Raw genomic sequence first — 21,787 nt, 5'->3', positions numbered from 1 at the left:
TATTTTCATTGAGCTTTGTAATTTGTACCTTCGAGTTTTAATAGAAATTACTATAAATAAAATTACAATGGACACAATTAAGGATAGACTTTCTGCTTTAAGGGATACTATGAAAAAAAATGGAATAAGTGCAACTATAATACCTGGTACGGATCCACATGGAAGTGAGTATTTACCAAATAAATGGAAAGAGCGTCAGTGGATTTCAGGGTTCAATGGGTCAGCTGGAACAGCTGTTGTAACTTTAGATAAAGCAGCACTATGGACAGATTCAAGATATTTTATTCAGGCTGAAGAACAATTGAAAGATACTACATTTGAATTAATGAAAATGAAGTTGCCAGAAACTCCAAGTATTAATGATTGGATAATAAATCAATTAAAAAAAGGAGAAATTGTAGGTTTAAACCCTCAGATGTTTTCTCATAATTCATTTTTAGATAGCTATAACGATTTTAATTTTAATGAAATTAATGTAAAATCTATAGATTTAATTGATGAAGCTTGGTCTGATAGAGAAGGTTTACCAAAAAATGAAATATTTTTATTTGAAAAAAAATATGCAGGAAAATCTGCTTCAGAAAAAATAATTGAAGTAAGAAATGAAATGCAAAAAAACAAAACTAATGTATACATATTAAATTCATTAGATGAAATTGCATGGTTATTCAATATTCGTGGAAATGATGTTAATTACAATCCATTAGCAATTTCTTATGCAGTTGTAGATAATGATAAAGCATATTTATTTATAGACGAAGAAAAAGTAAAAAAAGAAGTAAAAACAGAATTAGAAAAAGAAGGTATATACATTCTACCATATTTAGCAATATATGACTATCTAAAAGAGTTAACTAAAAACGCTCATGTTCTAATTGATGGAAATCGAATTAATCAATCTTTATTTGAAGCAGTTCCTACTGAAAGTACAATAAAGTTATGTGCTTCTCCAGCAACTTATTTGAAAGCTGTAAAAAATGAAATTGAATTAGAAGGTTTTAGAAAAGCAATGGTAAAAGACGGTGTTGCATTGACTAAATTTTTTATTTGGTTAGAGGAGAATGTTGATACTAATGAAATAAATGAAGTTACAATTGAAAAGAAATTAATTGAATTTCGTGCTCAACAAGAAAATTTTAAGGGTGCTAGCTTTGGAACCATTTGTGGATATGCGGATCATGGAGCTATAAATCACTATTCTGCAACTGAAGAATCAGCATATACAATTCGTAGAGATAATATGTTACTTATTGATTCTGGAGCTCAATTTCTAGAAGGAACAACTGATATTACTCGTACTCTAATTTTAGGAGAACCCACTGCTCAACAAAAAATAGATTATACGCTAGTTCTTAAAGGAAATATTAATTTATCTGAAGCTATATTTCCTGTAAACACTCGTGGTTCACAAATAGATGTATTAGCTCGTAAATCATTATGGGAAAATGGAATGAACTTTGGGCACGGAACTGGTCATGGTGTTGGTCATTATCTATGTGTGCATGAAGGTCCACAAAGTATTCGTACTGAAGAAAATTCTGTAACATTACAACCAGGAATGATACTTTCTAACGAACCTGGATTATATAGAGACGGTAAATATGGTATTCGTATAGAAAATTTAATAATCGTTCAACCTGATGAAAAAACTGAATTTGGAGAATTCTATAAATTTGAGGTAATTACATTATCACACATTGATAAAACATTAATTGATATTAACTTACTTACAAGAGACGAGATTAATTGGTTAAATAATTATCATCAATTAGTTTTTGATAAAATAAGTCCTTTCTTAAATGAAAAAGAAACTGCTTGGTTAAAAGAAAAATGTGAATCAATATAAATACAATTTCATAAATAAAAAAAACTCCTATTATTTAGGAGTTTTTTTATTTATAACTAGTTTGTAAAATTATTTCTTTTCTCTTGTCCCATAAAAATATAACGAATGATTATCTATTTTTATATCAAAAACTTCTTCAATCGTTTGTTTTATAATTTGAATACGAGGATCACAAAATTCTAATACTTCTCCTGTATCAGTTAATATGATATGATCATGATTTTTATCAAAATAAGATTTTTCGTAATGAGCTTGTTGATCACCAAATTGATGTTTACGTACCAATTTTGCTTCCATTAATAATTCTATTGTATTATATAATGTTGCACGACTTACTCGATATTTTTTATTTTTCATTTTGATATACAACATATCTATATCAAAATGATCATCTGTAAAATAAATTTCCTCTAAAATAGCATAACGCTCAGGTGTTTTACGATGTCCATGTTCTTCTAAGAAATTCGTAAACACTTGTTTTACTACTTCATAATTACTAGATTTTACTGATTCGTCTGTCATATAAAAAATTTGTGTAAATATACAATATTATACTTTATTATTAAAGTAATTCATTAATGAATTATGTATTTTTTAACTTAAAACATAATATTATTTTAAAAATATTTAATCCCAATAACCTTAACTCAAACCTGTAATTAATCCATTTTCATCAATATCCATTAATTCAGATGCAGGGAAACTTGGAAGTCCAGGCATTCTCATCATATCACCTAAAATAGGAATAACAAAACCAGCTCCTGCAGCAAATTCAAATTCTCTTACAGTAATTTCAAAATCTTTCGGTCTTCCAATTTTTTTATCGTCATCGCTTAATGACTTTTGAGTTTTAGCAATACAAATAGGTAACTTATCTAATCCTAAATTATTAATTATTTTGAGTTCATTTAATGCTTTTTTACTATAATTAACACTTGAAGCTCCATAAATCTCTTTAGCTATTTTTTCAATTTTATTTTCTATAGTATCATTTATACTATATAGAGGAAGAAAATCATTTTTATATTCTTCAATTGATTTTAAAACTTCTTGAGCTAGATCTTTCATCCCTTCTCCTCCATTTGTAAATTCATCAGCAACAACTGCAATAACATTTAATTTTTCACATCTAGATTTAACATAATTAATTTCTTCTTCTGAATCATTATAAAAATGATTGATAGCTATAATGGGTTTTAATTGATATTTGAATGAATTTTCTATATGTTTTTCTAAATTTTCAAAGCCTTTCTTAAGAGCTTCTATATTAGAATTTTCGAATTCTCCTGATTTGGCACCTCCATGGTATCTTAAAGCTCTGATAGTTGTAACAATAACGTAAGAATCAGGTTTTAAATCTCCATAAAAACATTTAATATTCATAAATTTTTCGGCTCCTAAATCAGCTCCAAATCCAGCCTCAGTCACAACGTAATCTGCCAAAGAAAGGCCCATTTTAGTTGCGATAATAGAATTTGTTCCTTGTGCTATATTTGCAAATGGACCACCATGTAAAATAACAGGATTATTTTCTAAAGTTTGAACTAAATTAGGCTTAATTGCATCTTTCAATAAAATTGCCATTGCTCCTTCTGCCTTTAAATCTCGTGCATATATAGGCTCTTTTTGAAGTGTATAACCAATAAAAATATTACTTAAACGATTTTTTAAATCATTAAAATCTTTACTTAAACATAAAATTGCCATTACTTCGGAAGCTGGAGTTATGTTAAACCCATCTTCTCTCATAATACCATTACTCTTACCTCCTACACCAATTATTATATTTCTTAAGCTACGATCATTCATATCCATCACTCGTTTCCATACAATAGTCTTTGGGTCTATATTTAAGTTATTCTTTTTATTTTGTAAATTATTATCTATCAATGCAGATAAAAGATTGTTTGCTTTTTCTATTGCTGCAAAATCACCTGTAAAATGAAGATTAATGTCAACCATTGGAATTACTTGAGCATAACCACCTCCTGCTGCTCCCCCTTTTATCCCAAAAACAGGTCCTAAACTTGGTTCTCTTAAAACAGCAATTGCATTTTTTCCAATTTTATTTAAACCATCATTCAAACCAACAGAAACTGTTGTTTTTCCTTCTCCAGCAGGTGTAGGATTTATAGCTGTAACTAATATTAATTTTGATTTTTTAATTTTTTGTTCATCTATATAATCCAATGGAATTTTAGCTTTATATTTTCCATAATTTTCTAAATCATCTCTACTTATATTTAATTTAGTTGCAATTTGCTCGATAGGTTTTATAGTTGCAGATTGTGCAATCTCTAAATCAGTTGGAAAACTCATAATTTAAAAAATTAATATTATTCTATAAAAATACTATTAAAATCCATCTTTACTATTTCATCTAAGAATGAATTTTATCATTATAAATATTGAGATTATTTTAAATTTTATATCAAGAAAAAATTAGAAGATAATATTCTATTATTCCTACTGTTTTTTTTACATCTTATTTTTAATAAATAGAAATGGTGAATTTTAATTCAAGATAAACAAGAAGTTTAATTCACTATAATATTTGTTATCTAAATTAAACAGGTATTTTCTTTTAACAATGAATTTGCAATAGCGATTGAAGTGGAAATCCTTTTCTAATTGGTCATTGAGCCTCTCGAAATGCAATGACCAAATTAGAAAAGATTGAGAACGAGAAAGCGAGTCCCGAAGGGATTGCCCAAAAACACTTTTCATAAAATAAAAAATAGTCCTTTGTTTTTATTATTATAAACATGAATTATTAAAAAAATTTTATCCTTTACCTTACATCAATTAACTTTGCATACAATGGAAGAAAATTATTTAGAGAAGTTGAATGAACCACAGCGCTTAGCTGTTGAAGCAACTGAAGGGCCAGTAATGGTAATTGCAGGTGCTGGTTCTGGAAAAACGAGAGTATTAACATATCGTATTGCACATCTACTTAATAAAGGAGTGGATGCTTTTAATATTTTATCCCTAACCTTTACTAACAAAGCTGCACGTGAAATGAAAGAACGTATAGGACAAGTTGTTGGTGAAGGAAATGCTAAATCTCTTTGGATGGGAACTTTTCACTCTGTTTTTGCAAGAATTTTACGTGTTGAAGCTCCTTTATTAGGCTATCCATCTGATTTTACAATTTACGATCAACAAGATGCTATTTCTGTAATGACTAAAATCATTAAGGAAATGAATTTAGATAAAGATATATATAAAGCAAAGCAAGTTTTAGGAAGAATCTCTCAGTTCAAAAATAATTTAATTACCGTAAAAGCTTATCATAATAATCAATCGCTTATTGAAGCTGATAATGAAGCTATGCGACCTAGAATGGGTGATATTTATAGAGCTTATGTAGATCGTTGTTTTAAATCTGGAGCAATGGATTTTGATGATTTATTATTAAGAACCAATGAAATATTAACGCGTTTTCCTGAAGTATTAGCAAAATACCAAGAACGATTTAAGTATATTATGGTTGATGAGTACCAAGATACCAATCACTCACAATATTTAATTGTGAAAGCATTGGCTTCTAGGTATGAAAACCTTTGTGTTGTTGGAGATGATGCACAATCTATTTATGCTTTTCGTGGAGCGAATATCCGTAATATTCTATCTTTTAAACAAGATTATCCTGATGCAAAATTATATCCATTAGAACAAAATTATCGTTCTACACAAATGATTGTTGAGGCTGCTAATCAGATTATAAAACAAAATCAAGATCAATTAGAAAAAAATGTTTGGACTGCAAATGAATCTGGAGAAAAAATAGCTGTTTATCGTGGTCTTTCTGATGCTGATGAAGCACGATATATTGCTTCTCAAATTTGGGAAAGACAAATTAATGAACATTTACAACCAAAAGATTTTGCTATCTTATATAGAACAAATGCTCAATCTCGTGCTTTAGAAGAAGCTCTAAGAAAAAGAGGTATACAATACCGTGTCTTTGGAGGAACTTCTTTTTACCAAAGAAAAGAGATAAAAGATATGGTTGCTTATATGCGTTTATTAATCAATCAGAATGATGAAGAAGCATTATTGCGTACCATTAATTATCCTGCGAGAGGAATTGGACAAACTACGATTACAAAATTATTAGTTGCTGCAGATCAACAACAAATAAGTTTATTCCAATTGATAGAAAATATTTCTATGTATGCTCCTTTAATTGGTATAAATGCTGGAACATCAAATAAATTGAATGATTTTGCTTTGATGATAAAACGTTTCCAAGTTATGTTAAAATCTCATGATGTTTATGAGGTTACAATGGAAATGGCAAAAACTACTCAATTAATTAATGCTTTAAAAGAAGATTCTACTCCAGAAGGTGTTTCTCGTTTAGAGAATGTACAAGAGTTATTAAACTCTATACAAGGTTATGTAGAAGAACAACGACAATTGGAAGATGGCGATGCTTCTCTTGGTGGTTTTCTTGAAAACATTGCTTTAGCAACTGATGCTGATAACGAAGAAGAAGATGATAATAAAGTAAATCTTATGACTGTTCACCTTGCAAAAGGTTTAGAATTTCCTGTTGTATTTATTGCTGGTTTAGAAGAGAATTTATTCCCTTCTATGATGAGTGTAAATACTAGAGCTGAGTTAGAAGAAGAACGTCGCCTTTTTTATGTTGCCCTTACACGTGCAGAAAAAATTGCCTATATGACTTATTCTGTATCTCGTTTTCGTTGGGGTAAAATTATTGATTGTGAACCTTCTCGATTTTTAGAAGAAATTGATGATGAATTTCTTGATTGGAAAAACCTTAACATTCCTGTTAGAAATAGCAACAATAGTGGGTTATCTGCTGATATTTTTGGAGATGAACCAAATATACAAAATTACAAACCTAGAGAAAAGTCTGTCGCTAGAACAAAACCAAATCAACAACCAAAAATAAATGTTCAGCCAAGACCAAATTTCAAACCAGTAAACCAAACAAAAACAACTTCTAGTTCTACTGAAAATGCTTTAGGATTAAAAATAGGTCAGGTTGTTGTTCATGATAGATTTGGACGAGGTGTAGTTAAAGATTTACAAGGTGAACCAAATGATATGAAGGCTATTATATTCTTTGATAATGCTGGAGAAAAGAAACTGTTATTGAATTTTGCAAAACTTAAAATAATTAGATAAGTTACTTTTATATATTTATAAATCTATACAAAATTTACTAAATAAATTTGAATGTATCTTAAATAAAAAATGTCAGTGAATATTCACTGACATTTTTTTTGGGAAAAAAGAATATAAAAAAGCTGCCTCATAAGAAGCAGCTTTAATTGGTATAAAAAAAATTATTTATTAGGAACAAAGAAATCTTCTTTACCATCCACGATAGGTACATATAATCTTACCCATTCGTTGTCATCTTCATCTTCCATTTCCCAACTATGTCCTTTACCAGTAGTATCTTCAGCTAATAAAACTGTACCCGGTTTTACAATAAATGTAGATCCATCAGTTACTTTAAATTTGATACGTCCTTTTAATGTAATTACGTATTGTCTTCTCGGAGCTTTATGAGTATCTTTCTCCCAATCTTCTACAGAATTACTGAACCAAAGATTAGCTGTATTTAAATGTTGTAATGTTTTGATTGTTCCAACTTCATAAGATGATGAACCATCAGCTTTACTTACTAAACGAATAGCACGAATTGAACCTTCTTCTTTATCTGCGTTTGCATTTTCTGTTTGAGCAACTTTTTTAATTGGATCCACGTGATCATTTGCTTTTGCATTGAATGAAGCTACCATAACAATAGCAACCATTGCACTTTGTACGAATTTTTTCATTTTGAATGAATTATAAATATTGTTTAATATTTTTTATTGATTATAAACGGTATCTTGTACCAACATTTTCTCAAAATATGGTTTATATTTTGCTACCAAAGCTAAATGAGCTGGTAATTGACCATATTTTTCTAATTCTTCTAAAGAATCAAACTCCATTGAAGCATTGTAAGTATATGTTTTATCTAAAACACTTCTTGGTGTTGAATCTGCTGGAGTACCATATCTTAAATTTTTTTGATAAGGTAATTGTTTTAACCCCTCAAAGAAATTTGTAAATTCAGCTACTTGCTCTTTTGATAAATCTGGTTTTAACCAAAAAACTAAATAATGAAAATAAACTGGTTTATCTTTATGATTATGCTTTTTAGACTGTCCAAATACAGCACTTGAACATAAAAGAGTCATTAATCCTACTAAAGCTAAGCTTCTTAATTTTTTAGTTGTTGTCATAATAATTTGTTTTTAACTGATGTCTATTCTATATTTTAGTACGAACTGCCATTTTCTATCAGTTGCAACAGCATTTCCTCCTTCATTGGTGAAAATAGGTCTGTTTTGAGCATCAAATGTTAGTCTAGAAGACATTTTATTGAATAACAATGATATACCTGCATCATAAATAACTGCATTATCTTTTAATCCTTTTAAATCAGATAATTGTATAGAACCAGCAGGTTGTAATTGCAAAGTACTTTTCTCTTTATTAAAATATGGAAGAGTTCCTCCAACCTGTAAATAATATGTATTTCCTGTCCCTATGATAGGCATTGCATTACCTGCTCCATTAAGACTTCCATTTGCTGCATTTACACCTGTAGCAGGATTATTTGTACCTACATAACGTACATAATTTGGACCATAATCATTGTGCATTGCCATTGCATAAGCACTAATAGATGTTCCTTTATCTTTGTTTATTGGGGCATCATAAAATACATCAACTGCAAAATTTTTCATATCATCATTTTGTGTTGTTCCTGTATCATCTTTATGCCACATTAAGTTATGAATATAATCAAAACCAGCACCTATACTTAATACTTTCTTACTACCATTGTAAGTACCTGAATTAAATGGTGAAGAAATATTTTCTGTATCAAAAAATGCATATCTAAAATATCCTGAATAATCTTTATTTGTAGCATTTCTACTAACTGTAGCTACATTTAATTTAGGATCAGCCATTAAGTTTGTATAAGGATCAGCAATAATAACACGGTAATCAAATTTACCTACTTGACCTTTAACGTACGCGCTTAATTCACGAACTGTTGCATCTGTAATACCTGCATTAGATGTTGCATAGGCAGGAAGATCATATAATAAAGTATTTAAAGGTCCTGTTGTAAAACGAGATAAACCTCTCCAAGTTGAACGACCAGCACCTATTTGGATTGCATCAGAAAATTTATATTCTCCATAAGCATCTAATAATTCAAAATTATTAACTCCTTTTTGGTTTGAATTGACATTAGTTGCTCCACCTTGTAAAACAAATGTTAATTTTTCAGTAGGCTTATAAGTCAATTTTAAACGAATCCTTCTTAATGATAAATCAGATGTTTCAGATTTTTCTTGGTCATTAATCATACTTCCAGGATTTAACTGTGTATATCTTGCCCAAGCCTCTGCATAACCACTTAATGATATTGATCTTGTATGTTCATCATTTAAATAATGAGTTAAAGGAGGATTTCCAAAGTCATTTTTCTTAACTTTCTGTTGTGCACTTAAATTTCCTAGACCTAGGAAAGTAAATAAAACAACAGTACCAATTTTTAAATATTTCTTTTTCATAACTCTTAACCTGTAAATAGATTTTTTGTTCTTTTTACATGACAAATGTATTTTCAAAATCAAAAGCCAAGTATTAGAAAACTGTTAGAATTTTTATATAAATTTTAATAAATATAATACAATAAAATCACAAATAAATGTATATCAATTATTTAAACTTTATTAAGTGTGTTAAAATTTTTAATGAAATTTGACCATTTATTTTTATTTGTTAAATCTAATAAATGAAACTCTATCTTTGTACTACTAATAACAACTATAATAAGCATCTTATGAAAATAATGGTCGTAGAAGATAATGATCGAGTAGCAGCGCTTATAAAAAAAGGTTTACAAAGTCAAGGTTATGATGTTAGCTCCTTTATGGATGCTGAAACTGCTTATTTTGAAATTAGTAATAATCTTTATGATTTAGTTATTACTGATATTATGTTACCACATATGAATGGTATAAACCTTAGTAAAAAAATAAAACACTTATATCCACAATTACCAATTTTAATGTTAACTGCATTAGGTTCAACCGATGAAAAAATAAATGGTTTTGACGCAGGAGCTGATGATTATATGGTAAAACCATTTGATATGAGAGAACTTTACGTTCGTGTAAAAGTTATTCTTAATAGATCAATATCAACACAAGTCGAACATTCATTAAATTATGATAAACTATTTATTGATCTTGATACAAAAGATGTATTTAGAGATAATCAAAAAATAGAACTTACTCCTAAAGAATTTAAATTACTCCATTTTTTAATGCAACATCCAGAAAGAGTACTCACAAGAGATGAAATTGCAGAAAATGTTTGGGGAAATTTATTTGATACAGGAACAAATTATATTGATGTCTATATTGCTTATTTGAGAAAAAAAATAGATAAAAATTTTGATCAAAAATTAATTCACACAAAAGCTGGTATAGGCTTTATTTTAACTAATCATTTATGAAAATAGCTATAAGAACAGCGTTAACTTATGGTATACTTACAGCTGGGATTCTTTTTGTTTTTGCTTATGGTGTTATTTGGGTTTCTAAAGAAAATCAAAATGAAGAATTTTTCGATCGTTTAGGATATAAAATCACTTGGAGAGCTGAATTTTATTTTGATGCAGGTATAGATGAAAATATGGTTCATTTTTTACATATTCGTAATCAAAAAATATTAAATGAAGCTGATATTAGTATTTATAATTCTGATAAAAAATTAATATTTTCTGACATTAACCTTTCTCTAGATAATAATATAGCATGGAAAAAACTAGATAAAGGAATAACTGCAAAATGGACTCAAGATCATCAACAATATATGGGAGTTGTATATACTCATAAAAATAAAAAATATTATATTTTTGGTCGAGCTAAAGATGTTACAGGTGAATTTTACATGCATAGACTTATCCATCATATAAAAATTATATATGTAATTTCTGTTCTTGTGGTTTTTGGTATTGGTTTTATATTCTCTTATTATACATTAAAACCATTAAAAGGAATTATTAATCAAATTAGAGATATTTCTGAACATCAACTTAGTCATCGCTTAAAACTCCCCAAAACAAAAGATGAAATTTATGAACTTTCTGAAACATTCAATATAACTTTCAATCGATTAGAGAAATCTTTCAATACGCACAAGAATTTTGTCTCTACAATTTCTCATGAATTAAGAACTCCTCTATCTGCATTAATCGCTGAACTACAATTAGCAAAAGAATTAAATGTAACATTAGATGAATATAAACAATCTATTGATAATGCGCTTTCTGATGCCGAAAAAGCTACAAACTTATCAACTGCCCTGCTTGACTTAGCAAGAGCTAATTATGATATTTCGCAAGTTAGTTTTGTAAAAGTCCGTTTAGATGAAATTCTAATTGATGCTAAACTTTATATTCTAAACAAAAATCATGATTATAAAGTTAATGTTAGTTATGATAATCTTGATTTAAGTGAATTTTCAAATGATTTCGAATTCATTGGCAATCAATATCTACTATATATTGCTTTTGCAAATTTAATAGAAAATGCGTGCAAATATTCAAGCGATAGATCTTGTAAAGTTTCTCTTTCTAATAAAGATAATCTTTTAACATTAGAGTTTACAGATAATGGTATAGGGATTCCAAAAGATGAACAGGAAAAAGTTTTTGATTTATTTTTTAGAGGAAAAAATAAAAGTTTTAATCAAGGAAATGGAATTGGATTAAGTATTGTTCAGCAAATTATAAACTTACACAAAGGAAGTATTGAACTTATTTCTGAAGAAAATATAGGAAGTTCTTTCATTATTAAATTTAAAAAAGAACATAATATTTCTGAATAAAAAATGGATTGTATCTTTTCAAAATACAATCCATTTTTTATTTATTTAGCAATTAAATCTTGAGATAAAATCCCAGATTCAATTTCAATTGGTTCTTTATCCTGATTAAAAATACGAGCAGTTAACTCCCCTTTTAATTCAATTTTACCATTTTCCACTCTCAACCAACTACCTTCTCTCAAACCTACTACAGTTTGTTTATTAAATTGATGAAATTCATTGATTCTTGTTTCTCTCGTTTCACCTTTATGCTTTGAATTTGGATCCGGATCAAGATAATGAGGATTAATATTAAAAGGTAAAAACTGTAAAGCATCAAAGCTTGGTGGATATACAATAGGCATATCATTTGTTGTTCCTATAGTTAAACCTGTCATATTGCTGCCTGCACTACTTCCCATATATGGTATACCATTAGCAACAACATCTTTAATAGATTGAACTAAATCTAGTTCATACAATGTTTTTAATAACAAAAATGTATTTCCTCCACCAATGAAAATTGCTTTTGCATTTTTTATCGCTTCCTTAGGATTTTCATAAGAATGTAAACCTGTTACATTTATTCCGAATGGATGCAATGCATTCATTACATTATTTGTATAATCATCATGACTGATACCTGATGGACGTGCAAATGGTACAAAAAGTAATTCATCAGTTTGTAAGAAATCTAAAATTTCTTCTCTAATATATTCTAAATATCCACTACCATAAATTGTACTTGTGCTAATTACAAGTAAACGATAATTGGTATTAATCATAATTCTAATTTTTATTAATAATAATAAGTTTTTATATATTTTACTTAGTAATTCAAATATACTACTATCTATCAAAATTTAGTTTTAACAACCCAAAAAGATTTGTATAGATTTTATTAATGAGTACTTTTGTAAATGAGAAATCCAGAACAATGATTGACGTTAAAAATGCATATATCGCTTTTATAAGCTTACAAAAAGTTGGACATAAAGTACGAGAAGAAGCAAATATTTTTGCTGATAAAACGCTAGATTATGATGAATCAAAAGAAGAACAATTAGTTCCTTTTTTATTGAATCCATTCAAAAAATCATTAGAAATCAATCATTTTACTCATTATACTGAGAAATTAGAATTTAATATCCTATATAATCATTGCAAACAAATGTTTGATGAAGAGGTTGACTTTATCGATTTTTCTCAAGAAGTCTTAAGCCATTTATATGAAAAATCATTACATCCTCAAATAAAAAGTGGTGAAGTCTTTATTACTGTTTTTGAAAATATGATGTTTGATGGAATTCCATGCAAAGGAATTGGAATTTATAAATTAGAAAATAAAAAGAAATTTTTACGATTTGATGAATCAAAGGGATTAGATTATAACATTTGGAAAGGGTACAAACTTGAAGGAATAGACAAAGCCACACTTATTCTTGATGTACATAGAGATGAAGGTTTTCGAGTTTATTCAATAGATGATAAAAATGTTGAATCTGAATACTGGAAAAAAAACTTTTTAGAAATTGATTTAATTAAAGATAATAATTACCATACAAAAAAATACATGGAGTTAATTACTGACTTTTCTAATGATTTTCTTTTAGAAAAATCAGATAAAAAACAACAAGCAGAATTTATTTCTAACTCAATTAACGTATTAAATTCAAATGAATTTATAACAAATGAAATTATTGAAGAACAAGTTATTAAACCATTTGAATTAATTGATGAGTTTAAAGATTATAAAAAAGATTATAGTGAAAATAATCGTGTTGAATTTGTTGAATCTTTTGAGGTTTCTGTTCCTACTTTAATGAAAGAATCGAAAAAAATTAAAAGTGAAATCAAATTAGATACAAAGATTAATATAAAATTAGATTTAACTAATCCTGATACCGCTGAAGAATATTTGGAAAGGGGTTTTGATGAAGAAAAGAAAATGTATTATTATAAAGTATTTTTTAATACAGAGCAATAAAAAAGAGGTAATTTTAATTACCTCTTTTTATTTTTTAACTACTTTTTGAGTAGATGTTTTTCCATTAGAAGTTGTTTTTAAAATGTAAATTCCTTTTACTAAATTAGAAACATTTACAGTTTGTATTCCTTTAACTTCAAAAGTTTTATCATCTGCCCATTAATATTATAGATTTCTACAATTGTTTTATCTTTAACATTGAATGTTGCTTCATTAGTCCATAAAGTATTTGAAATAGGTTTTGATACAGTCAAATCATATGTATTCATTGTTTCATCCCATAACTCAAAATTATCAACATCAATAGAATAAACTCCTTCTCTTCCTATTTTTAAAGCAAAAAAACTTGAATTTAAATTAGAAATATTTAAATCAGCTTTATTTGTTAAATCTAGTGTAACTTTTACCCATTGACCATTTGTATTAATAGAGCCTGTATATTGATTATTTGTAGCTGATTGAAATTTACTATTTGTAGTTAGATTCTCTAAATTTATAGCTATAATAAGTTCCATCTAGCTTATATACATTCAAAGAGATAGATTTTCCATTTGCAGTACCATTTATCCAAAAAGAGATTTCTTTAGGTTTTGCAGAAACTACACTTCCAAGATTTGCTGTAAAAACATAATCATTACCTATTGCAGTAGTTGTTATGTTTAAAGAATTAGAGCCATTTACTCCTTTTCCTTTTCCTTGTGTTGCATAAACTTGTAGTCCATATTGATTTAAGTTTGATTGAAAAGCATCAAAATCCTCAAAATCAGACCCTACAAAAACATTATTTTGAGCAAAAGATGTTACCAATAAGTAAAGTAAATATAGCTAATAAAAAATAGATTTTTCTCATATTTATATTTTTTTATAAATTATGAAACAAATCTAAAAAGGAGTTAACGTTTTGTTAAAGATTTATTAATCTCTAGTTAAAAAAAGAGATGGTTAAAAAACCATCTCTTAATTATGATAAAATTATATTTTATTCTTAGATATGAATAGAATGACCATATGCATCTTCTACAGCCTCCATAATAGCTTCTGCCATTGTAGGATGAGCATGTACAGATTTCATAATTTCATGAGCTGTAGTTTCTAATTTACGAGCAACAACCGCTTCAGCAATCATTTCTGTAACTCCATCACCAATCATGTGACAACCTAACCATTCTCCATATTTAGCATCAAAAACAACTTTTACGAAACCATCAGCAGCTCCATTCGCAACAGCTTTACCGTTTGCAGAAAATGGGAATTTACCAACTTTAACTTCGTAACCAGCCTCTTTAGCTTTAGCTTCTGTAAGACCAACAGATGCAATTTCTGGAGAACAATATGTACAACCAGGAATATTTCCGTAATCAATTGGTTCAACTTTTTCACCAGCAATATGCTCAACACATAAAATACCTTGTGCAGATGCTAAGTGAGCTAAATCAGCTCCTTTAACAACATCTCCAATTGCAAAATATCCTTTTACAGATGTTTCACAGAAATCATTAATCACAATTTTACCTCTTTCTGTAGCTATTCCAACTTCTTCTAAACCTATATTTTCAGTGTTTGGAACAACTCCAGCAGCAGATAAAACAACATCAGCTTCTAAAACTTCTTCTCCTTTAGCAGTTTTAATTGTTGCTTTTACACCTTCTCCAGATGTATCAACACCAGTAACTTCTGCATTAGTTAAGATATTAATTCCTGATTTTTTAAGAGATAATAATAATTGTTTAGAAATATCTTCATCCTCTACAGGAACAATACGTGGTAAATACTCTACAATAGTAACTTTTGTTCCTAAAGTATTGTAGAAGTGAGCAAACTCAACTCCAATTGCACCAGAACCAACAACAATCATAGATTTTGGTTGTTTTTCCATTGCTAAAGCTCCTCTATAACCAATTACTTTTTTACCATCTTGTGGTAAAGCTGGTAATGATCTTGAACGAGCTCCTGTTGCGATAATAATATTTTGAGATGATAATTCAGTAACTGAACCATCAGCAGCAGTAACTTTTACTTTTTTACCTGGTAAAACTTTAGCTTCACCTTGAATCACATCAATTTTGTTCTTTTTCATTAAGAACTGAACTCCTTTACTCATGCGATCTGCTACTCCTCTACTACGAGCAACGACATTCCCAAATTCAAAAGATATATCAGAAGGTAAATTGATACCAAAATCTTCTGCATGATTTAAATACTTAAATACTTGCGCAGATTTTAATAATGCTTTCGTTGGGATGCACCCCCAGTTTAAACAAATTCCTCCTAATTCAGCTTTTTCTACAATTGCTACTTTTTTACCTAATTGTGCTGCTCTGATGGCTGCAACGTACCCACCAGGACCACTTCCAATAACTATAATGTCGTAACTCATTTTTTCCATAATTTGATGCTAATTTAATAATTAAAAAGGGAAATAAAAGCAATTATAGAAAATAGATTAAAATTTATTATTTTTGCAATGTGAAAATATTCTTTGAAAATTACGCTGATGACTTATTAGTCGAAACTGAATTACCTTTGGAAGGTAGTTTAGAACAAGCCATTGAGATTTTTCATAACCTTCCTGATTATGATGGAAGTTATATTGGATTTGTAAATCGAGATGGAAATACTATTCAAATATCCAAATACGATCGTTTTTTATTTTTAGTTGAAATACCTATTTATAATGAACAAGGCTCGTACAGTATACTTTTTACTTATTATCAAGTAAAACAATTAATAGAGAATATATACAAAGGATTTGATCCTTACAATATACAGGGATTGAAGTTTGAATACTATGTAAAAGAAAACGCAACAAAGTAATTTGTTGCGTTTTTTATTATTTATATTCTATTGTAAATATCTAAAAGTAAATTGTCAAAAATTACATCTAAAAATTAAAAATTCTTCGACACGCTAAGAATGACATTGTAATTAAATTAAGACTGTACAATTTCATAGCTATAAATACCGTTTTTATTTATAACTTAAAAAATAGTTTGAGGAATTAAAACTGATAAAACAAATGTTATAAATATTATGATGATAACTGATAGAATGAATCCTAATTTTTGTTTTAATGTCTTTAGATTTGTAACTGTTTTAAAACCTATATATAAATAATAAAACATCAAAACCATAACTAGCAATGCTAAAATTGCAATTATCATAATTACAACCATTACAGAAGAATCCTGAAAAACAACCAAGTTATTTGTCTGAACACTTTTTGTTACAAGATTCATTTTTTCTTTTACGATTGGAATAAAATCTGTCAATAAAATTAGATAATAGGGTATTCTTGCAATCAAAACTACATTACAAATATCAATAAAACGTGTTTTAGAATTTATTCTTCTCCCACATATAAATAAAATTATACAAGCTATAATTACATTTCTCGAATTTTGATATAAAATATCTAAAAAAGAAAAGTTAATTATTGTTTTTTGTATACTAATAAAATCAGGAAAATAATAATTAAAATAATACGCAATAAATATAAAAAATAAATGTGCTATAAATCCAATTATCAATAATTTAACATCATTTATATAAGCAAAAGGATTAAGTAATTTTTTTGTCATTTTTTATTGTATTTATTAAGTGAATAAATTCTTCTGGTTGATCACAACTAATTAAGTATTTCTTATTTGCTAATTGAATACCAATCAATTTTTTTGTATCTTTTATATTACAATAATATCCATCCATTGTATAACCTATTAAACCAAAAATCCATCTCCAACCGAATATTGGAAATATGTTTTGTTGAGATTTTTTACTTACAGATTCTATTTCATTAATTGGAATCGTAAAGGTTTTAATTTTAGTCACTAAATAGATATTATTTTGATCTATTTTTATGATAGTCAACGAAACCAAATAGCAACTTATTATAATAGGAATTACTATTGCATTGTATATATAACCTGGATATTTTTCCTCTTGCTGTATTATAATTACATTGCCTATTAGTAATAATAAAGTGATAAGAGATATTGTCGTAAACAATTGAAATTTTGACAACGAAACTGAAAATTCTTTATTCATCTGATAAGATTTTTATTTTATTAATTAAATCATCTACTCTATTTCTCATTGTTGGATAACTTACGTCCATTTGTTTCGACATGTCTTTTAAACTTCCTGAACTGATAAAAAACTGCATGATAAACTCTTGCTCATCATTGGTTAATTTTAAAAATAATGGTAATTTATAGTTTCCTACAACTTGAGTTTCACATGAATTACAAATTAATTTTTCAACGACTAATTCATTTGCACAACTAGGACATATAACTGGCAATTTTTTATCCATAAGTTTACTTTTATTGATTATTAATTTAATAAAGTTAAATATAATTTTAATAATATTAAAACAATATATATATTTAATCAACTTGTTTTTAATAAATTAAACTAAATTATAGGTTTTATGAGTATTAATAAATCTATTTAATTAAAAAACCGTTTTGTATTTTGACTTTAAAATTCGTCAGTGCGAATAATATTTCGAATTAAAATGTAGAAAAATTGTATCGAGAATATAATTTTATCTTCAAAACCTTTTTTTTCGATACAGAATTCTTCTATAAATGACGGTTTTGTTAATTAAATAAACTAAATGCACAACAGGTTATATATTGCTTTTTACTAAGCATTTGCAATAGCGATTGAAGTGAAAATCCTTTTCTAATTGGTTACTTTTTGAAAACAGAATAATACCAATTAGAAAAGATTGGGAACGAAAAAGCGCGGCCCGAACGGATTGCCAAAAAATAAATTATTAAAAGTATAATCACAAAAAAAGCAACACTATAATAATGTTGCTTTTTTCTATAAATTTTAGAACTTATTTCCTTTTTAAATAAAAAACATCGTTCATTATTTCTGCTTTGACATAATCTAAATCTTCTTGCTCTTTTAATCGATCAGTAAATAGTGTTCCTAATAAATGGTCATATTCATGCTGAAAAATAACGGCTGTAAAACCTTCTACTGTTTCGTCATGAAACTCTCCTTTTAAATCATAATATTCTAATCGAATAATAAGGCTTCTGTAAACTTTTCCAAAAATATCTGGAATAGATAAACAGCCTTCTCTACCATGACGAACAATGTCCGAATACCATGTTATTTTTGGATTAATAATAAATTCGAAAGGTTCATTTTTTTTATCAAATCGTTGCACCCAAACAGCATTTCTATTAATTCCTATTTGTGGAGCAGCTATACCAACTCCTTTACTAGCCTCGTCTTGGACAGTTGCATACATTCTGTCAGCCAATAATTTTATAGAAGGATCTTTAGGATCAATATCTTCTGAAATTGATTTTAAAATTTTAGTATCCCTTTTAGAAGTTGTAAGTAAAACACGAAAAGGATCTAATGCATTTTTTTCGTTAATTAATTTGGTTTCTTTTACTGATAAAGGTTTATATGTATTCATAGTTTTAGTTTGTGCAAATAGTGAAATTGAACAAAATAATAATAAATTAGGTAAAATTGTTTTTATCATTTTTTTAATAGTAATTTATCAACTGAATACTTTCCTGCACCTGATAAAAATATAACGATATAATTAATTAAATAAAAATAAGCCAATTCTTTATGTCCAAAATCATCTGTTTTATGTACAATAAAAATAATAACTAACATTGTTATAATCAATGGGGCTGCCATAAAACGAGTAAATAAACCTATAACAATAAAAAAAGCACAAATAATTTCAGCAAAAACTGTCAAAATCAACGAGGCTTCTGGTCCTACACCCAAAGGATCAGCAAATGTAAAATCGCCATTGATTAATTTTTGTAATTTACCTAATCCATGTGATAAAATAAATCCTCCTGCTAAAATTCTAATTAATAATAATGATAAATCAACTAAAGCAGGTTTTGTACTTAAAAGTTTTAATTTTGAACTCATATTTTTTTAATTTAGATCAAATATAAGTTCTAGTTTTAAGTTTTAACTTAAAAACAGATTAAAATCATAATAATTTTTTATTTATTTGTCGTAAATATTGAAGTTATTTAAACTTTATAGTAAATTACAGTTATGCAAAAAACCTTATTAGTGATGGCATTAGTTTTATCATCTTATAATTTTGCCCAAGATAAATCGATAAAAAATAGTCCTAAATTTATTGAAGAATCTATGCAAAAAGCAGGAATTAGAATGGATCAAATTACTGGATATAGTTTAGAATATCATATAAAATCTGATTATAAAAATGATAACCTTATAAAAAGAGAATCATTTGCTGAAAATGGAGATTTAGTTTCTACAGAAATAATCTCTTACAATGATAAGAATGAAATACTTTCAAGAGAAGTAAAAAATAATGATGATAGTTTAATCATTTTATATACCTATGAATATTCTCATGAAGGTTACGTTGTTACAAAATCAGAAAATGATGTAATAATAACTAAAACTGAATATATATTAGATTCATCTAAAAATATAATATCAGAAAAAGAGAACAACTTGTTAGAAGAAGGAAATTTATTTATTGAAAAAACAAATGAGTATAAAAATAATTTTCTGATAAAAACGAATGTTAAATACAACAATGGAAACTACTCTATTGTCTATAAAAATGATGATAAAGGAAATCCTATTGAAGAAGAATATTTGAACAATGGTAAAAAACTAATCAATAAGTTTTTACGAAAATATGACGTAAATAATAATTTAATTGAAGAAACTACTTTTGATGCAAATAGTAAGGTTCAAAATATTACTAAAATTTTATACGAATACGATACACATAAAAATTGGACAAAAAGAACGCAATATGCTTCAAAATTTGAAATGCCTATTTCTAATACTATAAGAACGATCAGATATAACTAAAATAGATATAAACCTCATCAAAAAAAGCACAACTGTTAGTTGTGCTTTTTTTGATGAGGTAAACTTATTTATATCAAACAATAAGTATTTTTTACTATTATTTATTTTGGTTGATATTGTTTATCTATTTCTTTTTGAATTATTCTCCAATCATATAATTGAAACGTTTTTCCGTTACTCATTGCAATAAAAAAACCTTTTGGAAAAGTTGAATTAAAATTGAAATTGATAGCATCAGCTCCATCGCATTCTATCGTAGAAACAGGTATTTTTGCAATAATTTCGTGTTTATTTGGATTGTTCGTGTCTCCTTCTCTTTTATAAACATTAAAATAATTGGCCTGTTGATCAGAAATTAAAATATATCCATCAGTCGAAGATGTTTTATATATAGCAATTCCTTCGTGATCTCTTTTAAAATCTTTTTGTCCAAAAAACGATAATTCATCGTTTCCTTTAGAAGGATCTGCATAATATTTTCTTACACCAGCAGTTTCATCACAATAATAAATAAATCCAAGTTCTTGATCTACAGCAATTGCTTCAATTTCTTTTTTACCAGAATATTTTCCAAATTTACGAACTAACTTAGCTTCGATTTTTCCATTGTTATCTTCTAATAAATATTGAAATAGATAATTTTCTGATGGACCAGATTTACGACCAACAATTGCATAAATTTTATCACCTAGCTTATAAGTTGCAATTCCCATTGGATCACGAAATTCCTCATTCGCAAAAACCTCAACACCTCCATTATCAATTAATTTAAAATCAGGTAAAGAAACAATTCGAATTTTATTATTACCTCTTTCTGTTGTTATAGCAATATCAATTTGTTTACCTTGATAATTGAACCCATAAGCAATATCCACATTATTAGGACGATTAAGAGGTACAATTTTATTAATGATTTCTCCTTTTAAATTATAAGCATATAAACCTCCATTTTCTTTAAACTTATCTGTTCCAACGATTATTGATTCATCAGGATTATTTTTATTAACCCAAACAGCCGGATCATCCGTATCATTAGGAGTTTGTTGAGTAACAATTGTAGGCTGTATAGCATCTTTAGGAATTGGAGCTAATCCAGGTTTAGAACAAGCAATAAAAAGAATAACTGAAGATATTGTAAGTATTATTTTTTTCATGAAATTATTTATTAT

Annotated in this window: 23 protein-coding genes; 7 read left to right on the top strand and 16 right to left on the bottom strand. The window is 27.4% G+C overall.

All coding sequences use genetic code 11. The annotated features are described in order from the left end of the window. The first annotated feature begins 67 nt into the window (after nucleotides 1–67). The gene (locus tag RT575_RS01835) at nucleotides 68–1,846 is read left to right on the top strand and encodes an aminopeptidase P family protein (RefSeq protein ID WP_313578364.1); all 1,779 of its coding nucleotides are present in this window, start codon (nucleotides 68–70) and stop codon (nucleotides 1,844–1,846) included. 69 nt (nucleotides 1,847–1,915) lie between these two features. Here the strand turns inward: RT575_RS01835 and RT575_RS01830 are convergent, their stop codons facing one another. Together RT575_RS01830 and RT575_RS01825 are read right to left on the bottom strand one after the other, a co-directional pair. After that, on the bottom strand, nucleotides 1,916–2,368 hold the full coding sequence (locus RT575_RS01830) for a transcriptional repressor (protein ID WP_313375966.1): 453 nt from the start codon (nucleotides 2,366–2,368) through the stop codon (nucleotides 1,916–1,918). A 120-nt stretch (nucleotides 2,369–2,488) separates the two neighbouring features. Then, entirely contained in the window at nucleotides 2,489–4,165 is a 1,677-nt protein-coding gene (locus RT575_RS01825; RefSeq protein ID WP_313578362.1) for a formate--tetrahydrofolate ligase, read from the bottom strand. Nucleotides 4,166–4,666: 501 nt separating this feature from the next. Here RT575_RS01825 and RT575_RS01820 point away from each other — a divergent pair. Further along, the gene (locus RT575_RS01820) at nucleotides 4,667–7,009 is read left to right on the top strand and encodes a UvrD-helicase domain-containing protein (RefSeq protein WP_313578360.1); all 2,343 of its coding nucleotides are present in this window, start codon (nucleotides 4,667–4,669) and stop codon (nucleotides 7,007–7,009) included. Between the two features lie 161 nt (nucleotides 7,010–7,170). Here the strand turns inward: RT575_RS01820 and RT575_RS01815 are convergent, their stop codons facing one another. The 3 genes from RT575_RS01815 to RT575_RS01805 are packed head-to-tail and all read right to left on the bottom strand — an operon-like array spanning nucleotide 7,171 to nucleotide 9,471. Further along, on the bottom strand, nucleotides 7,171–7,671 hold the full coding sequence (locus RT575_RS01815) for a hypothetical protein (protein ID WP_313384304.1): 501 nt from the start codon (nucleotides 7,669–7,671) through the stop codon (nucleotides 7,171–7,173). 33 nt (nucleotides 7,672–7,704) lie between these two features. Continuing rightward, nucleotides 7,705–8,124, bottom strand: coding sequence for a Dabb family protein (locus RT575_RS01810; RefSeq protein WP_313384305.1), 420 nt, complete (start codon nucleotides 8,122–8,124; stop codon nucleotides 7,705–7,707). A 12-nt stretch (nucleotides 8,125–8,136) separates the two neighbouring features. After that, complete coding sequence (locus RT575_RS01805; protein WP_313578356.1) at nucleotides 8,137–9,471, bottom strand: porin; 1,335 nt, start codon at nucleotides 9,469–9,471, stop codon at nucleotides 8,137–8,139. A 272-nt stretch (nucleotides 9,472–9,743) separates the two neighbouring features. Between RT575_RS01805 and RT575_RS01800 the strand changes: the two genes are divergently transcribed. Together RT575_RS01800 and RT575_RS01795 are read left to right on the top strand one after the other, a co-directional pair. Continuing rightward, nucleotides 9,744–10,421, top strand: coding sequence for a response regulator transcription factor (locus RT575_RS01800; protein WP_313384309.1), 678 nt, complete (start codon nucleotides 9,744–9,746; stop codon nucleotides 10,419–10,421). Further along, nucleotides 10,418–11,797, top strand: coding sequence for a HAMP domain-containing sensor histidine kinase (locus RT575_RS01795; RefSeq protein WP_313384310.1), 1,380 nt, complete (start codon nucleotides 10,418–10,420; stop codon nucleotides 11,795–11,797). Before RT575_RS01800 ends, RT575_RS01795 begins: the two co-directional genes overlap by 4 nt. A gap of 41 nt (nucleotides 11,798–11,838) precedes the next feature. Here the strand turns inward: RT575_RS01795 and pepE are convergent, their stop codons facing one another. Beyond that, nucleotides 11,839–12,561, bottom strand: a complete 723-nt coding sequence (pepE, locus tag RT575_RS01790) for a dipeptidase PepE (RefSeq protein WP_313578354.1) — start codon at nucleotides 12,559–12,561, stop codon at nucleotides 11,839–11,841. 119 nt (nucleotides 12,562–12,680) lie between these two features. Here pepE and RT575_RS01785 point away from each other — a divergent pair, with 119 nt between their 5' ends. Further along, on the top strand, nucleotides 12,681–13,763 hold the full coding sequence (locus RT575_RS01785; protein ID WP_313578353.1) for a nucleoid-associated protein: 1,083 nt from the start codon (nucleotides 12,681–12,683) through the stop codon (nucleotides 13,761–13,763). A 27-nt stretch (nucleotides 13,764–13,790) separates the two neighbouring features. Here RT575_RS01785 and RT575_RS15565 read toward each other — a convergent pair whose 3' ends face one another. The 4 genes from RT575_RS15565 to lpdA form a co-directional block, all read right to left on the bottom strand. Next, entirely contained in the window at nucleotides 13,791–13,853 is a 63-nt protein-coding gene (locus RT575_RS15565) for a hypothetical protein (RefSeq protein ID WP_409515938.1), read from the bottom strand. Between the two features lie 23 nt (nucleotides 13,854–13,876). Next, a complete protein-coding gene (locus tag RT575_RS01780; protein WP_313578351.1) occupies nucleotides 13,877–14,278 on the bottom strand; it encodes a hypothetical protein in 402 nt (133 codons plus the stop codon). After that, the gene (locus RT575_RS01775) at nucleotides 14,232–14,570 is read right to left on the bottom strand and encodes a hypothetical protein (RefSeq protein WP_313578349.1); all 339 of its coding nucleotides are present in this window, start codon (nucleotides 14,568–14,570) and stop codon (nucleotides 14,232–14,234) included. Before RT575_RS01775 ends, RT575_RS01780 begins: the two co-directional genes overlap by 47 nt. A 178-nt stretch (nucleotides 14,571–14,748) precedes the next feature. After that, nucleotides 14,749–16,140: a dihydrolipoyl dehydrogenase gene (gene lpdA, locus RT575_RS01770; protein ID WP_313384598.1), complete on the bottom strand. Its 1,392-nt coding sequence runs from the start codon at nucleotides 16,138–16,140 to the stop codon at nucleotides 14,749–14,751. 89 nt (nucleotides 16,141–16,229) lie between these two features. Between lpdA and RT575_RS01765 the strand changes: the two genes are divergently transcribed. After that, a complete protein-coding gene (locus RT575_RS01765; protein ID WP_313578347.1) occupies nucleotides 16,230–16,577 on the top strand; it encodes a hypothetical protein in 348 nt (115 codons plus the stop codon). Nucleotides 16,578–16,741: 164 nt separating this feature from the next. Here the strand turns inward: RT575_RS01765 and RT575_RS01760 are convergent, their stop codons facing one another. From RT575_RS01760 to RT575_RS01740, 5 genes are all read right to left on the bottom strand, one after another. Then, entirely contained in the window at nucleotides 16,742–17,341 is a 600-nt protein-coding gene (locus RT575_RS01760) for a hypothetical protein (protein WP_313578345.1), read from the bottom strand. Next, nucleotides 17,322–17,807: a PH domain-containing protein gene (locus RT575_RS01755; protein WP_313578344.1), complete on the bottom strand. Its 486-nt coding sequence runs from the start codon at nucleotides 17,805–17,807 to the stop codon at nucleotides 17,322–17,324. The genes RT575_RS01760 and RT575_RS01755 overlap by 20 nt, the downstream gene beginning before the upstream one ends. Further along, nucleotides 17,800–18,075 (bottom strand): DUF2089 family protein, encoded by a 276-nt coding sequence (locus RT575_RS01750; RefSeq protein ID WP_313578343.1) that lies wholly within the window; start codon nucleotides 18,073–18,075, stop codon nucleotides 17,800–17,802. Before RT575_RS01750 ends, RT575_RS01755 begins: the two co-directional genes overlap by 8 nt. A 534-nt stretch (nucleotides 18,076–18,609) precedes the next feature. After that, a complete protein-coding gene (def, locus tag RT575_RS01745) occupies nucleotides 18,610–19,275 on the bottom strand; it encodes a peptide deformylase (protein ID WP_313578341.1) in 666 nt (221 codons plus the stop codon). Continuing rightward, on the bottom strand, nucleotides 19,272–19,685 hold the full coding sequence (locus RT575_RS01740; RefSeq protein WP_313384324.1) for a DoxX family protein: 414 nt from the start codon (nucleotides 19,683–19,685) through the stop codon (nucleotides 19,272–19,274). Before RT575_RS01740 ends, def begins: the two co-directional genes overlap by 4 nt. 132 nt (nucleotides 19,686–19,817) lie before the next feature. Here RT575_RS01740 and RT575_RS01735 point away from each other — a divergent pair, with 132 nt between their 5' ends. Next, nucleotides 19,818–20,618 (top strand): hypothetical protein, encoded by an 801-nt coding sequence (locus RT575_RS01735; RefSeq protein ID WP_313578339.1) that lies wholly within the window; start codon nucleotides 19,818–19,820, stop codon nucleotides 20,616–20,618. Between the two features lie 101 nt (nucleotides 20,619–20,719). On the opposite strand, the gene RT575_RS01730 is transcribed toward RT575_RS01735, so the two are convergent. Continuing rightward, entirely contained in the window at nucleotides 20,720–21,772 is a 1,053-nt protein-coding gene (locus RT575_RS01730; protein WP_313578338.1) for a phytase, read from the bottom strand. Between the last annotated feature and the right edge of the window lie 15 nt (nucleotides 21,773–21,787).

The organism is Chishuiella sp. (assembly GCF_032109125.1).
GTDB lineage: Bacteria > Bacteroidota > Bacteroidia > Flavobacteriales > Weeksellaceae > Empedobacter.
The sequence above is the reverse complement of the archived record's forward strand: the minus strand, read 5'-3'. Positions and strand labels throughout refer to the sequence as shown.